12 protein-coding genes, 1 tRNA gene and 2 pseudogenes are annotated in these 14,584 nt (G+C 64.2%); 6 read left to right on the top strand and 9 right to left on the bottom strand.

The annotated features are described in order from the left end of the window. Positions 1-23: 23 nt before the first annotated feature. From QCE69_RS06570 to QCE69_RS06560, 4 genes and pseudogenes are all read right to left on the bottom strand, one after another. Entirely contained in the window at positions 24-146 is a 123-nt protein-coding gene (locus QCE69_RS06570) for a hypothetical protein (protein ID WP_309929974.1), read from the bottom strand. Then, positions 92-469: pseudogene (locus tag QCE69_RS39500) on the bottom strand (TonB-dependent receptor domain-containing protein); the annotation flags it as partial. The gene QCE69_RS06570 and the pseudogene QCE69_RS39500, both read right to left, overlap by 55 nt. Positions 470-621: 152 nt before the next feature. Beyond that, positions 622-1,038 (bottom strand): annotated as a pseudogene (locus QCE69_RS06565) (TonB-dependent receptor plug domain-containing protein); the annotation flags it as partial. Between the two features lie 174 nt (positions 1,039-1,212). Next, positions 1,213-1,617, bottom strand: a complete 405-nt coding sequence (locus tag QCE69_RS06560) for a DUF2946 domain-containing protein (RefSeq protein WP_309929973.1) — start codon at positions 1,615-1,617, stop codon at positions 1,213-1,215. A gap of 281 nt (positions 1,618-1,898) precedes the next feature. Between QCE69_RS06560 and QCE69_RS06555 the strand changes: the two genes are divergently transcribed. After that, positions 1,899-1,985: transfer RNA gene (locus tag QCE69_RS06555), tRNA-Leu, on the top strand. Positions 1,986-2,435: 450 nt separating this feature from the next. Here the strand turns inward: QCE69_RS06555 and QCE69_RS06550 are convergent. Then, positions 2,436-2,822 (bottom strand): hypothetical protein, encoded by a 387-nt coding sequence (locus QCE69_RS06550; RefSeq protein WP_309929971.1) that lies wholly within the window; start codon positions 2,820-2,822, stop codon positions 2,436-2,438. Between the two features lie 221 nt (positions 2,823-3,043). On the opposite strand from QCE69_RS06550, the gene QCE69_RS06545 reads away from it, so the two are divergent. Beyond that, a complete protein-coding gene (locus tag QCE69_RS06545) occupies positions 3,044-3,886 on the top strand; it encodes a squalene/phytoene synthase family protein (protein WP_309931579.1) in 843 nt (280 codons plus the stop codon). A gap of 5 nt (positions 3,887-3,891) precedes the next feature. Here the strand turns inward: QCE69_RS06545 and QCE69_RS06540 are convergent, their stop codons facing one another. Together QCE69_RS06540 and QCE69_RS06535 are read right to left on the bottom strand one after the other, a co-directional pair. Next, positions 3,892-4,806, bottom strand: coding sequence for a DUF1501 domain-containing protein (locus tag QCE69_RS06540; RefSeq protein WP_309929969.1), 915 nt, complete (start codon positions 4,804-4,806; stop codon positions 3,892-3,894). A gap of 12 nt (positions 4,807-4,818) precedes the next feature. After that, positions 4,819-5,220: a hypothetical protein gene (locus QCE69_RS06535; protein WP_309929968.1), complete on the bottom strand. Its 402-nt coding sequence runs from the start codon at positions 5,218-5,220 to the stop codon at positions 4,819-4,821. Positions 5,221-5,463: 243 nt separating this feature from the next. Between QCE69_RS06535 and ompR the strand changes: the two genes are divergently transcribed. The 3 genes from ompR to QCE69_RS06520 all read left to right on the top strand — a co-directional run bounded on the left by ompR (position 5,464) and on the right by QCE69_RS06520 (position 8,254). Next, positions 5,464-6,189, top strand: a complete 726-nt coding sequence (gene ompR / locus QCE69_RS06530; RefSeq protein ID WP_016345257.1) for a two-component system response regulator OmpR — start codon at positions 5,464-5,466, stop codon at positions 6,187-6,189. Between the two features lie 76 nt (positions 6,190-6,265). Further along, on the top strand, positions 6,266-7,630 hold the full coding sequence (locus QCE69_RS06525) for an ATP-binding protein (RefSeq protein WP_309808219.1): 1,365 nt from the start codon (positions 6,266-6,268) through the stop codon (positions 7,628-7,630). Positions 7,631-7,705: 75 nt separating this feature from the next. Beyond that, entirely contained in the window at positions 7,706-8,254 is a 549-nt protein-coding gene (locus QCE69_RS06520; protein ID WP_309915773.1) for a peroxiredoxin, read from the top strand. A 34-nt stretch (positions 8,255-8,288) separates the two neighbouring features. Here QCE69_RS06520 and ispF read toward each other — a convergent pair whose 3' ends face one another. Next, positions 8,289-8,780, bottom strand: coding sequence for a 2-C-methyl-D-erythritol 2,4-cyclodiphosphate synthase (ispF, locus tag QCE69_RS06515; RefSeq protein WP_309915770.1), 492 nt, complete (start codon positions 8,778-8,780; stop codon positions 8,289-8,291). Positions 8,781-8,817: 37 nt separating this feature from the next. Next, a complete protein-coding gene (gene ispD, locus QCE69_RS06510; protein WP_309915767.1) occupies positions 8,818-9,549 on the bottom strand; it encodes a 2-C-methyl-D-erythritol 4-phosphate cytidylyltransferase in 732 nt (243 codons plus the stop codon). Positions 9,550-9,683: 134 nt separating this feature from the next. Between ispD and mfd the strand changes: the two genes are divergently transcribed. Beyond that, positions 9,684-13,160 carry a transcription-repair coupling factor gene (gene mfd, locus QCE69_RS06505; protein WP_309929966.1) on the top strand — a complete coding sequence of 1,159 codons (3,477 nt, stop codon included), beginning with the start codon at positions 9,684-9,686 and terminating at the stop codon, positions 13,158-13,160. The last annotated feature ends 1,424 nt before the right edge of the window (positions 13,161-14,584 follow it).

Genomic DNA, 14,584 nt, shown 5'->3' with positions numbered 1-14,584 from the left:
TTGTGCGTGTCCGGTCGATGGCATCAGATCCCGATGCGCCCTTCCACATAAAACGTGCGCCCTGCATACGGGTGATACACGTAATAACGTTCGTCGAACAGGTTGTCGACGCCCACGCCCAGGTCGCCGCGAGGTTCGCCCGCCACAACGGGATGCGATAGAAGTACTTCCCCACCGACGCCGGATTGCCGCTGTTCGCGATGATCTTCGACTGCGTGTACGCGACATTGGCCACGAGATCGAGGCCGCGCACGAGCACGTCCTGGCCTTCATAGGCGAACTCGGCGCCGCGCGAACGCACGCGGTCGATGTTCTGGACGTTAGTGATGTTAGGAATCACGGTCGTGTTGGTCTGGCTGAGGATCGTGTTCTTTACGTCGTCCTGGAACAGCGTGAAGCGATAGAGACCGTTGCCGTGCACCCACTCCGCGCTGAGCTCCTTCGAGAGATCGTCTCGTTCTACGTGCATCAGTGCGTGCTGCTGGCCATGGACGGCGAACCCGTGTGGTATGGGCGCGGCCAGGCGAATTGGGTCGGCATGCGCGTGGTGATGGCCACGGTCGCGCCGATCGAATTGCCCGGATAAAGCGCCGAGTAAGGGCCGTAGATAACGTCGGTGCGTTCGATGTCGTCCGCGAAGATCATCGACCAGCGCGGCGCGAAGTTCCACATGTTGCCGAGGAAGTTGCCGAGCAGCAGGCCGTCGGCATAGACCAGGCCGCGCGCCGTCTGCGCATTGCTGGCGCCGCGCACTGCGATCGTCGAATGGAGGTCGCCGATGAAACGCTTGCGCACGGCCAGATTCGGCGCGTACTTGAGCACGTCTTCGGCCGACGTCACGTTCCAGTACTGGAACTGGTCGGCGGTGACGGTGTTGACGGTCGCGGGCAGGTTCGGGGCCAGCGACGACGCGCGCGGCGCGGACTGCGCGCTGATGTGTACTGGCGCAAAGGCGGTGTCGGCTGTCTCGGTGGGATCGGCGGACTCCACTGCCGATGCGGCAGGCGTAGCAGCGGCCGATAGCGCCGCGTGCGCCATCAGCGAGATGGGAAGCCATGCGCGTGAATGCGCGAAGCCACGGCGGCGCGAACACTGCCGCGCGCGCGTGATGAGCGGGACCATCGTGAATTCCTGAAAGGACGGACGAGCGGTCACGCGACCGTCGTGCTCATGCGCGCGACGGATGTCGGTCGGACCGGACGAAGGACGGATTCAGGAAAGGACGGGCGGCGCGCGTGGACGCGCGGCGTTGAATGACTTCGAATGAATCGAGACAATCTGCGCGCGCGGTGCCACCCGCGCCACGCGCTCGATGCGCGCGGCCTGCGGCGTGATGCCCGGCGTGACCGGCAAATGATGCGCAAGCAGGCCGCAATAGGAGCAGGCGTCGAAATGGCCGGCGTCTTCGTGATGGCTTGCGGCATCGTGCGACGGCAGCAACGCCGATGTTGCATGCGCGGCTTGACCGGAAGGCGAGACGGCGCAGAGCGCCGCGAGCGGATCATCGGCGGCTGCACGGGCCGCGAGCGTCTGGCTGATGACCGGCGCGACAATGGCGAGCCACATGGCGGCAATGCCGAGCCAGGCGACGAAGCGATTGCGCGCGTTGCGGGTCATGAGAGCGGAGTGGAGGTCAAAGCGAAGAGTCGGACGAGATTGTAGGCAGCGCGCCGGCAGGCCGCAATCTCATGATGCACATGGAGAGCATCACGCGCGCAATTGACTCAATTGACGCAGGCGCGGCGCCGTCGCCGCATTGCCGCAAATTCCCGGACATCGACAGATGAATCGGTTAGAATCTCGGGCTTGGCACGTTGGACCGGTGCCGGACACGGCGGCATCGCCGGGCATCGAGACAGGCCGCAAGGCGTCGAGAACCCCGCCGCGCAAGCCGTGATGCGAGGATGGCGAAATTGGTAGACGCACCAGGTTTAGGTCCTGACGCCCGCAAGGGTGTGCGGGTTCGAGTCCCGCTCCTCGCACCACCCATCCCTCTCTGAATCAAGAGCCTGGATAAGCCAGGCGATCTTTGATTTGCCTGCATTCGCGCTGTTTTGCCATTCGAAAGACAGCAATGCGACAGCACAAAAAAAGCCACCGGGAAGGTGGCTTTTTGGTTTGTGCGCGAGTCAGCTTCCGCGGTGATGATCTGGCGCGCCGGGCGCGACTGAGACCGTGGGTAGCCGCGCTGGCAATGATCGAGTCATGGTTGGGGTCTACGCCGCATCGGGCCGAATATCAGCCTGCCGTATTCTCATGCAGTACAGGCGGCCGGAAACCCGTCAGACCCGTTTCTCTCGCCCGGACCTGAAACAAACCCGCGCCGGTTCCGGCTGACGCGGGTTTTTTTCGTCGACTCGATTCCGCTCGGACAGATCCCGTCCACGTCTCGCGCAAGCTCGCGATCGCGATCGCGAAGCATCCCGAATCATTCGCTAGACGCTGATATCGCCGAGTTCGACCATCATCACCTCGCCCTTCTCCTGCGAGCGGCCCGCGAAGTCCACTCCGGACTGATTCATCACCCGCCGGATCTCGTTCGGCAACAATTCGCTCGCGCGCGCCGCCGCGATCGGCCGATCCACGTGCGACAGGAACTGCCGCACGCCCGAGGGCTGCCAGAACACGAAGACATTGAGCGGATAGGACAGCGTGGCATCGGCCTTGCGATTCGCCGTGATGTGCAGACCCACCGTCGGCGACACATGCATCTGGCGCGGACACACACGGAAGTCGAAGCCTAAATCCGTCGCCACGCTCTTGACGAGGAACGGCAGGCATCGATCGCCGAATTGCTTGTTCTCGGATTTGCTCAGGGCCATGGGCGCCTCCCGACTGCGCGCACTGCAATGGAACGTCATACTCGGACGGATTGCGGCAGTGTTGCGCCGGGCGCGGGCGGCGTCAGTGGTGCGCCGCACATCCGGAACCAGCGGCGTTCGCCGGCAAGCGGCGGCAAAGGCATTGCGGGGCGGATAAAATGGGCGCCCATGCGTCGGCGGATATCGCCCCGCCCACCCTTGCCTCCCCACACATCAAGTTCGTGAATTTCGACGACTACTGCCAGCAGAAAGCCGCACCCGAAGGCTCCGGCACGTATTACGCCTTGCGCCGCGCCCCCGCCGCCGTGCAGCCGCTCCTGACCGCCCTGTTCGCGCTGCGGCGCGAGCTGGAGGAAACGGTCAAGGAAACCAGCGATCCGACCATCGGCCGCACCAAGCACGCCTGGTGGCAAAGCGAACTCGGCCGGCTCGACGAAGGCACGCCGACCCATCCCGTCACCAAGGCGCTGCAGGCGCACGCCGGCGACGCCCGGTATGCCGTGCTCGACGAGGCCGGGCGCGGGTTGCTGGCGACGGTCGTCGACGGCTTCGGCATGGATCTGGATCAGGCGCGCTATCTCGACTGGCCCGGCTTGCGGCGCTATCTCGACCAGACCGGCGGCGCGTTCGCCACGGCGATCGCCCGTGTGACCGCGCGCGAGCCGCAACAGGCCGCCGCGTGGGCCGCTCCGCTCGGCGCGGCGCTGCAACTGGCCGAACGCGTGCAGAACATCGGCGACGACGCGCGTCATGGCCGCATCTACATTCCGATCGACGAATTGCAGCGCTTCAACGTGACGGCGGCGGACATCATCAACCGCAAATATGGCGACGCTTTCGCCGAGCTGATGCGCTTCCAGACGACGCGCGCCCGCCAGACGCTCGACACGGCCCTCGCCGCCCTGCCGCCCGCCGAACGCGCCACGCAGCGCGTGCTGCGCGCCGAGGCGGCGCTCGCTTATGCCTTGTTCGATGAAATCGAGCGGGAAGACTTCAAGGTGCTGCATCAACGCATTTCACTCACGCCGATCCGCAAGCTGTGGATCACCTGGCGCACGCGTTGACTGCACTAGGCGCGCAATAGCGGCAGCGGCGCGAAGCGTTCCACCGATGACGACGGCACGACGCCCAGATGCGCGCACGCCGTGGCGTGCAGTTGCCTGAAGTCGAGGGTCACGGGTATGCCCTCATCGCCTTCGAGCCCATCGAGGCGCGGCGCCGCGCCCCACAGGCCGCCGCGCACGTTGCCGCCCATCAGGAAATGCGCCGCGGCGGCGCCGTGATCCGTGCCGCCGGCCGCATTCTCACGCACCGACCGTCCGAAATCCGAGCTCGTCATGACGAGCGTCCGATGCCAGTCGCCGGATGCGATCAACTGCGCTCGCAGCACCATCAGCCCCTTCGCCAGTTGCCCCAGCAGCGCCGCATGCCGCGACGCCTGGCTCTCGTGCGTGTCGAAGCCGTGCAGCGCGATGCGCGCCACGGCCGCTTCGCGTTGCGCGATCGAGCGCGCGGCGTCCTCGCATGAAGCAGCGAACGAGCCGGCGGGCGAGCTTGGGGCAAGCGGCACGCCCGCGTTTGCAAACCAGCTGTCGTCGCGGTATTCATGCGTATCGGAGGCCGTGTCCCAGATCTGCCGTGAACGGAAATGCGAGCGGTTGCACGCGTCATGACCGACGCCCTGCACGATCGCCAGTTCCTGTCCACGCCAGGCCCCGAGCAAGGGTAAAAGCGACGGATGCAAACCCGTGCGTGCATCGAGCGTCAAGACCTGCTCTTCCGGTACGGCGAGCGTCGGCCGCAGCGCACGGTACAGCGGATCGCCGATCGGGATGACGGTATTCACGCCATCGTTGCCGCCATCCAGGTCGACGAGCACCAGCGCGCGATCGAATGTGGAAGCTCCTGCAAGCGGCCGGCATGCGACGCCGCCCGACCATCCCGCGAACGCGCCGGCCGTGCAGAGAAACTGGCGTCGGTTCATCGGCGTGGGCGCCTAGCGCTTGTACAGATCGCGCACCGCTTCTTCGATGTGCTGCCGCAAGAGACGGCGCTCGTCGGCGGTCATCACGGTGTGGCGCGGCGGGCGCGCGGGCGGCGCCTGATCGACCTGCTGAATGGGTTGCATCGCGGGCGCCTGGCTGTCATGCGCACTGGTCGCACCGGACCCGCGCTTGCTCACGCGCTGCTGTGCGCGAATCATGCGGCCATCGAAACGTTTGGGTGATGTGGTGACGTTGCTGTCGAAACGGTCGGAACGGTTGCCGTCGAGCGCGAAACCGGCGTTCTGCGCATGCGCGTGAGGCGTGCTCAGTACTGCATAGAGCGCACTGGCAAGAAGTGTCTTTCTGAAAATGCGCTCGGCGCGCACGGGTCCGCGTTGCCGCGCTCCCTTCATATTGTTCCCTTCGTTGCTCGACAACCGGACAGCCTCAGTCTTTTCATGCACGTCCTGCCATGGCTGGTCGGGCCGCACGACGCGCTGGTCTAATGGAGTATCTACCGAATGGCGGGCTCAGGTAACGCAGTGTACGGCCCAAACCCTTAGGCCGTGCCACAGGCCCCGTAAATTTTGTAACCAACTGTTACACTCGCTTTTGTTACAAACTCGACGTTTGACTAATCGCGCTAAGATGCCGCCATGGAAACCAAGAACCCTTCAAAAATTCTCGTAGTCGACGACGACCCGCGCCTGCGTGACCTCTTGCGCCGTTACCTCGGCGAGCAAGGCTTCAACGTGTACGTCGCGGAAAACGCCCCGGCCATGAACAAGCTCTGGGTGCGCGAGCGTTTCGACCTGCTGGTGCTCGACCTGATGCTCCCCGGCGAAGACGGCCTTTCCATCTGTCGTCGTCTGCGCGGCAGCAATGACCGCACGCCCATCATCATGCTGACCGCGAAGGGCGAAGATGTGGATCGTATCGTCGGGCTGGAAATGGGCGCCGACGATTATTTGCCGAAGCCGTTCAACCCGCGCGAACTCGTGGCGCGCATTCATGCGGTGCTGCGTCGCCAGACGCCGTCCGAACTGCCGGGCGCGCCGTCGGAAACCACCGAGGTGTTCGAGTTCGGCGAATTCGCGCTGAACCTCGCAACGCGTACGCTCACGAAAAACGGCCAGGAAATTCCGCTGACCACCGGCGAATTCTCGGTGCTGAAAGTCTTCGCGCGTCATCCGCGCCAGCCGCTTTCGCGCGAAAAGCTGATGGAGCTCGCACGCGGCCGTGAATACGAAGTGTTCGACCGAAGTCTCGACGTACAGATCTCGCGTCTGCGCAAGCTGATCGAGCCCGATCCGAGCAGTCCGCGCTTCATTCAGACGGTGTGGGGCCTGGGCTACGTGTTCATTCCCGACGGCGCGGCCTGAGTGTTTCTAAGCTTCTTGAGCTTGAGCGAGTTTGGTCACGCTTTCTTCCCTTACCCGAGCTGAACCCGACAGACCCATGCGCATCGACAGGCGGCTACTGGCGCTCGCGTTCGGCGGCCTGTTCTGGCGTACCTTCGCGCTGATCGCGCTGCTCATCGCGGTCAGCCTGACCGCATGGTTCCAGAGCTTTCGCGTGATCGAACGCGAGCCGCGCGCGCAGCGCGTGGCGCTGCAGCTCGTCGCGGTCGTCAAGCTGACGCGCACCGCCCTGCTCTATTCCGATCCCGACCTGCGCCGCGCGCTGTTGCAGGATCTGGAGAGCAACGAGGGTGTGCGCGTCTATCCGCGCGAAACCACCGACAAGTACAAGCTCCAGCCCGACGAGTCGCTCAACCGGCTGATCGAGCGCGACGTGCGCGGCCGGCTCGGCAACGACACGATCATCGCCCAGTCGGTGAACGAGATTCCCGGCGTGTGGATCAGCTTCAAGATCGATGACGACGATTACTGGGTCGCACTCGACCGCGACCAGCTCGACACCGTCACCGGCCTGCAATGGGCCGGCTGGGGCGTGTTCGCGCTGGCGCTGTCGCTGTTCGGCGCGGCTTTCATTACAAGCCTCGTGAACCGGCCGTTCGCGCGGCTGGCGCTGGCTGCGCGCAAGCTCGGTTCGGGACAGTCGCCGGAACCCTTGCCGGAGCGCGGCATGGGCGTTGCCGCCGAGACCAACCGCAGCTTCAACCAGATGGTGCAGGACCTCGAACAACTCGAGGCGGACCGCGCACTGATGCTCGCGGGCATTTCGCACGACTTGCGCACGCCGCTCGCGCGGCTGCGGCTCGAAACCGAAATGAGTCCGTCGGACGAGGCCACCAAGCTCGCGATGATCGACGACATCGAGCAGATGGACATGATCATCGGCCGCTTCCTGGACTACGCGCGGCCGATGCAGCGCATGCCTGAAGCCGTCGATCTCTCGATGATCGCCAGCGAACTGGCCGCACGTTTCCACGCCGACGAAGGCGTCGTGATGCGCACCGATCTCGCGCCCGGCGCGGTGATCGAGGGCGATCCGACCGATGCGCGCCGCGTCGTCGGCAACCTGCTGGAGAACGCGCGCAAGTACGGCCGCAGCGAGCACGACGACATCGCCCGCATCACGCTGCAGACGCGGGTGTCGCACGGCAAGGTGGAGCTCTCGGTGATGGACGAAGGCCGCGGCATCCCCGACGACCAGGTCGCGCTGATCACGCGTCCGTTCTATCGCGTCGATACCGCGCGCACCCAGGCGAACGGCACGGGCCTCGGCATGGCGATCGTGCAGCGCCTCGTCACGCGGCAGCGCGGCACGCTGCGCCTGCGCAACCGCGCGCCGCTGGCGGGCTTCGAGGTGACGATCGATTTCCCGTCGATGAAGGGCGGCGCGCGCTTCGAAGGCTGAATCGCGGCTTGAAACCCGGCGACGTCATGGGTGTCTGATTCGAACGCGTTCTATTTCTTCCTCAGGAGTCTCTGCATGAAGACCGTCGGCGACAAAGTCGAGGCTTTCACCGTCACCGCGGCGAAGCCGGGCTTCAACCATTACGAGGAAAACGGCCAGTTTGCCTTCGAGGACATCACGGAGCAATCCTTTCCGGGCAAGTGGAAGATCATCTACTTCTACCCGCGCGATTTCGGCTTCGTGTGCCCGACGGAGATCATCGAGTTCGCGCGCATTGCACGGGACTTCGAGGATCGTGACGCGGTGCTGATGGGCGGCAGCGTCGACAACGAGTTCGTCAAGCTGGCCTGGCGCCGTGAGCACCGGGAACTGAGCAAGCTCAATCACTATGCCTTCGGCGACGTGAAGGGCGAACTGATCGATCAGCTGGGCATCCGCGACAAGGAAGCGGGCGTGGCGTTGCGCGCGACCTTCATCGTCGATCCCGACAACATCATCCAGCACGTGTCGGTCAATAACCTGAACGTAGGCCGCAGCCCCGAGGAAGTACTGCGCGTGCTCGACGCGCTGCAAACCGGCGAGCTGTGTGCCTGCGAGCGCCCGGCCGGCGGCGCGACGCTCTGAGCGCGCGCCGCTCGCCTGTCGCCTATAAAACGCGTCAAGCGTCGATGGACGTCCTGCGCAGCAGCACGGCCGCCTGCGCCTCGATGCCTTCCTTGCGGCCGAGGTAGCCGAGCTTCTCGTTGGTCTTGGCCTTGACGTTGACGCGGTCGAGCGGCAGGTCGAGGTCGTCGGCGATGTTCGCGCGCATGGCCTCGATATGCGGCGCGAGCTTCGGCGCCTGGGCGATCACGGTGCTGTCCACATTGACGATCGCGAAACCGGCGTCTGTCACGCGGTGCATCGCTTCTCGCAACAGCACGCGGCTGTCGGCGCCGGCGAATTCGGTCGCGGTATCCGGAAAATGCCGGCCGATATCGCCGAGCGACGCCGCGCCGAACAGCGCGTCGGTGATGGCGTGCAGCAGGACGTCCGCGTCCGAGTGGCCGAGCAGGCCGCGTTCGTAAGGCACCGTCACGCCGCCGATGATGAGCGGGCGGCCCTCGACGAGCTGGTGGACGTCGTAGCCCTGTCCGATTCTGAAATCCATCGATGCAAACCTTGGTTGAGTGAGAGGTGGACGAGCTTCAGGCGTGCGCGGCGAGCATCGCGCCGGCGAGCGCGAAGTCTTCCGGATACGTCACCTTGAAGTTGCGCAGGCTGCCCTGAACTAGCTTCGGCGAGTGGCCGAGCCATTCGATGGCGCTGGCTTCGTCGGTCAGGTCGTGGCCGTCGTGACGCGCACGTTCGATCGCCTCGCGCAGCATGCCGACGCGGAACATCTGCGGCGTCTGCGCTTGCCAGAGGCCGTCGCGCGATTCCGTGCGGGCGATCCGTACATCATGGACGTCGTTGCTGGGCACGTCGGGCATGTTCGGTGCGACGCGCTTGAGCGTGTCCGCGACCGGCAGCGCGAGAATGCCGCCCACTGCGTCGTCGCGCAGTTCCGCGACGAGCTTGCGGATCATCTCCGGCGTGATGCCGGGGCGCGCGGCGTCATGCACGAGCACCCAGTCGTCGTCGCGCGCGCCGAAGCCGGCGAGCGCGAGCAGACCGTTGTACACCGAGGCCTGCCGCGAAGGGCCGCCGCAGCGCGCCACCACGAAGCGCAGGCCGGCGAAGCGGCGCGCGTCGAAGTGCGGGTCGTCCGGTGCAAGCACGACCAGGGTCTGCGAGAATTCGGAACATGCGTCGAATGCCGCGAGCGTGTAGGCGAGCATCGGGCGGCCTGCGACGGTCTGGTATTGCTTCGGCATCGGCGCGCCGGAACGGCTGCCGGTGCCGGCGCAGGGAATCAGTGAGAAGAGGCGCGAAGTCACGGGCGGGTAACGTGGTTTAACGTGGCCAAGTCAAAGTCGAAGCCCGGATTTTATAATAGGTCCATCGCGACCACGTCCGGCGCACGCCAGTTCGCTCCTTCGAACGGCCTGCCGGACGGCTCCATGCACACCCTATGCCTTCCAAAGCCGTCACCGCGCAGTCCAGTTCTCCCATTGCCCTAGTCAAGCCTGGTCAGCGTTTCGTCTTCTCCGGCGCGACCGTTTCGTCCGACGCCCTCGCCCTCGCCCGCTATCACGCGGCGTATCGCGACAGCGTGCCGTTGCTGACGATCGTCACGGCCAGCGCGGTCGATGCCCAGCGTCTCGCGGCCGAAATTCCCTACTTCGCGCCCGATGCCCGCGTGCGGCTGCTGCCCGACTGGGAAACGCTTCCGTACGACACCTTTTCCCCACATCAGGACCTGGTGTCGGAGCGTCTGGCGACGCTGCATGATCTCGGCGAAGGCCGCTGCGACATCCTGATCGTGCCGGCGACCACGGCGCTGTACCGGATGCCGCCGGCGTCGTTCCTGGCGGCCTATACGTTCTCGTTCAAGCAGGGCGAGCGCCTCGACGAAGCGAAGCTCAAGGCACAGCTGACGCTGGCGGGCTACGAACATGTGAGCCAGGTCGTGCGGCCGGGCGAATACTGTGTGCGCGGTTCGCTGATCGATCTCTACCCGATGGGTTCGCCGCTGCCCTACCGGCTCGATTTGTTCGACGACCAGGTGGATTCGATCCGCGCGTTCGATCCCGACACGCAACGCAGCCTCTATCCGGTGAAGGACGTGCGCCTGCTGCCGGGCCGCGAGTTTCCCTTCGACGAAGCCGCGCGCACGGCCTTTCGCAGCCGTTGGCGGGAAGTGTTCGAGGGGGATCCGAGCCGCTCGCAGATCTACAAGGACATGGGCAACGGCGTGCCGTCGGCGGGCATCGAATACTACTTGCCGCTGTTCTTCGACGACACCGCGACGCTCTTCCACTATCTGCCCGAAGGCTCGCAACTGGCTTTCGTCGGCGACCTGGATGCGGCCATCAAGCGTTTCACGCACGACACCAAGCAGCGCCACGCCTTCCTGTCGCACGATCGCGAGCGGCCGCTGCTTGAACCGCGCCGCCTGTTCCTGACGGACGACGACTTCTTCACCTTCGCGAAGCCGTTCGCGCAGCTCAAGTTCCCGGCCGTGCCCGAAGGCGGCTGGGCCGCGCCCTTGCCGGGGCTCGCGCTCGACCGCCACGCCGACGAGCCCCTGCTCGCGCTGCGCCATTACCTGGAGCAGACGGAGAATCGCGTGATGCTGGTGGCGGAATCGGCGGGGCGGCGCGAGACCATCCAGCAGTTGCTCGCCGAGAATCACCTGCGCGGCGAGACGCACGACACCTTCCACGAGTGGCTGACGAGCGACGGCAAGTTCACGCTCGGCATCGCGCCGCTGGCGAACGGTTTTTCGCTGCCGTCCGAGAAGCTCGCGATCATCACGGAGACCGAACTCTACGGACCGCTGGCGCGCCGGCCCGGACGGCGCCGTCAGGAACAGGCGAGCAATGTCGATTCGATGGTGCGCGACCTTGCCGAACTGAAGGTGGGCGATCCGGTCGTGCATGCGCAGCACGGTATTGGCCGCTACATGGGATTGGTGTCGATGGATCTCGGCGAGGGCGAAACCGAGTTCCTGCATCTCGAGTATCAGAACGAGGCGAAGCTGTACGTGCCGGTGTCGCAACTGCATGTGATCTCGCGCTATAGCGGCGCGGATCCGGAGAGCGCGCCGCTGCATCAGCTGGGTTCGGGACAATGGGAAAAGGCCAAGCGCAAGGCGGCCCAGCAGATCCGCGATACCGCCGCCGAACTGCTCAACCTCTATGCACGCCGTGCCGCGCGAGAGGGCTACGCGTTCAAGCTGGAGCCGCGCGACTACACGAAGTTCGCGGAGAGCTTCGGCTTCGAGGAAACGCCCGATCAGGCGGCGGCGATTGCCGCGGTCATCGGCGACATGACGAGCGGCAAGCCGATGGACCGTCTCGTGTGCGGCGACGTCGGCTTCGGCAAGACGGAGGTGGCGTTGCGGGCTGCGTTCATCGCGGTGATGGCGGGCAAGCAGGTGGCGATTCTCTCGCCGACGACGCTGCTTGCCGAGCAGCATACGCAGACCTTCACCGATCGCTTCGCGGACTGGCCGGTGCGCATCGCGGAGCTGTCGCGCTTCAAGACGGGCAAGGAAGTCTCGACGGCCGTGCAGCAGATCAACGATGGCTCGGTCGATATCGTCATCGGCACGCACAAGCTCTTGTCCGGCGACGTGAAGTTCAAACGGCTGGGGCTGGTGATCATCGACGAGGAGCATCGTTTTGGCGTGCGTCAGAAGGAAGGGTTGAAGGCGTTGCGCGCCGAGGTTGACGTGCTCACGCTGACCGCCACGCCGATCCCGCGTACGCTCGGCATGGCGCTGGAAGGCTTGCGCGATTTCTCGGTGATCGCGACGGCGCCGCAGAAGCGTCTGGCCATCAAGACCTTCGTGCGTCGCGAGGAAGACGGCGTGATACGCGAGGCGATGTTGCGCGAACTGAAGCGCGGCGGCCAGGTGTACTTCCTGCACAACGAGGTGGAGACCATCGAGAATCGCCGCGCGATGCTGGAGGCGCTGGTGCCTGAGGCGCGCATTGCGGTGGCGCATGGACAGATGCATGAGCGCGAACTCGAACGCGTGATGCGTGACTTTGTCGGGCAGCGTGCGAATGTGCTGTTGTGCACGACGATCATCGAGACTGGCATCGATGTGCCGAGTGCGAACACGATTCTCATGCATCGGGCGGACAAGTTCGGTCTGGCGCAGTTGCATCAGTTGCGTGGGCGGGTCGGGCGTTCGCATCACCAGGCGTATGCGTATTTGCTGGTGCATGATCCGCAGTCGCTGACGAAGCAGGCGCAGCGTCGGCTGGAGGCGATCCAGCAGATGGAGGAACTGGGTTCGGGCTTCTATCTAGCGATGCATGACCTGGAGATTCGCGGCACGGGTGAGGTGCTGGGCGACAAGCAGTCGGGCGAGATTCACGAGATTGGCTTTCAGCTTTACACCGACATGCTGAACGACGCCGTGCGGGCGCTGAAGGATGGGCGCGAGCCGGATCTGAATGCGCCGCTTGCCGCGACGACGGAGATCAATCTGCATGCGCCGGCCATTCTTCCTGCGGATTATTGCGGCGATGTGCAGGAGCGTCTGTCGCTGTACAAGCGGCTGGCCAACTGCGAATCGAGCGATGCGATCGACGGGATTCTCGAGGAGCTGGTGGACCGCTTTGGCAAGTTGCCGCCGCAGGCGCATGCGCTGGTGGAGACGCATCGGTTGAGGCTTGCCGCCAAGCCGTTGGGCATCTCCAAGATCGATGCTGGGGAGCAGGCCATTTCGTTGCAGTTCGTGCCGAATCCTCCGGTTGATGGGATGAAGATCATCGAGATGGTGCAGAAGCACAAGCACATCAAGCTGGCGGGGCAGGACAAGTTGCGGATCGAGACGAGGAGTCCGGATCTGGCTGTGCGGATCGGGACGGTGAAGGAGACGCTCCGAGCGTTGGGGGCGCCGGTCAGGCAGCCGGCGGTTTCTGGGCGGTGAAAAGGGGCTTCTTCTGAGGGATCTGTTTCGTTGGCTTTGCGCTTCGATGGACTTCCTGTATTCGCTTCGGTCTATTGGCACTGCCCCTCCCCGGGGCGGGGGGCTTCGCTCTCGTCCTTCGCGTGGGTTGCTTGTGTTCGCTTGCGCTTCTATGGACTTCCTGTTTTCGCGTCGGTGTATTAGCACTGCCCCTCCCCGGGGCGGGGGTAACTTTCTTTGCCGCTGCAAAGAAAGTCACCAAAGAAAGCAGCTTTTCTTCTCGCCCAGCGTCATTTAGCGGCACGACACAGAACCACGTTTCTGGCGCCGCAGTAGAGAGTGCCCTCATAGGCCACACCCGGCGTGGATCGCGGACCCACTGTGAAAATTGCACCACAGAACAGACCGGTGCAGCCCTTGCATGCTCCGGCGCTGCGCTACGCGCCGCCGTCCGGTCAATCGGGGATGCCAGTGCACTCTTGCTTACGCGTCCATCTCATTGCTCTTGCCTCCCACTGGTTTCCCTTGCATACCCTCCGGCAGCGCGTAGCGCTGGGCCGGAACCCTCAGGTGCTGCACCAGTTCGCTGAACGGCAGTTTGTCCCAGTGGGTCCGCGATCCACGCCCGGTATGGCCTACGAGGGCACTCGCTAGTGCCGGGCCAGTGAGGCTTTTCTGTGTCGTGCCGCTGGTGGACCTTGGGCGGTAAGAAAGCTGCTTTCTTTGGTGACCTTCTTTGCAGAAAAAAAGAATGTAGACCGAAAAAAACCTGAAAAACGGTTTCAATTCAACGCGATACGTCGTCGACCCTGAACAACGCGCCGAGCCCTGCACGAGTTGAGTTACGAGAGGAACATCCGAGGAGGCATGCTGAAGAACAAGCTCAGCATTAAGACGTAAAAGCGTGATCGAATTGCGCGAGCTCAACAAGAGCGGCGAGGACGCCCATCAGGACCACGCGGCACAGGCACAGGATCCGCAACAAGCCGAAGAACCCGAGCGAGCTTAAAAGGAGGATCAACGTCAGCACGGCATGCGCGCGCAGCGTGCCGTGCTCGTCATCGTTTCACCGTGCGCGCCATTGCTTGCGTGATCGCGCCATAACGAAAAAATTGGACAACAGGCAACGAATCACGCACAGTCAACGCATCGCATAATTCGGAATCTTCTCAAAGGCAAACGCGCAGTTGTGCGTACTCTCTGCGTTTAGGTGAATGCGTCGTCTATTTAGGCGATTGCACCGCCGAAGCAGGTCTTGACTGGACTTGTGAGCCGTAAATGAGAAGAACCCCGCTTCGCCTGTCATGGGCGAGGCGGTTAAATCTGCATGTCTGCGATCTCTCACGTCCTTGCACGGACGTGCATCGTGTCCGACCGTTCAATGGCGGGCCGTAGTAGAGGGTGCAGAGCGATTTGGGTTCTTCGTCGCTCCGCCCAGTCAACTC

Source organism: Caballeronia sp. LZ032 (assembly GCF_031451315.1).
Classification (GTDB): domain Bacteria; phylum Pseudomonadota; class Gammaproteobacteria; order Burkholderiales; family Burkholderiaceae; genus Caballeronia.
Note: the sequence above shows the minus strand (reverse complement) of the source record. Positions and strands in the feature narration are given on the sequence as shown.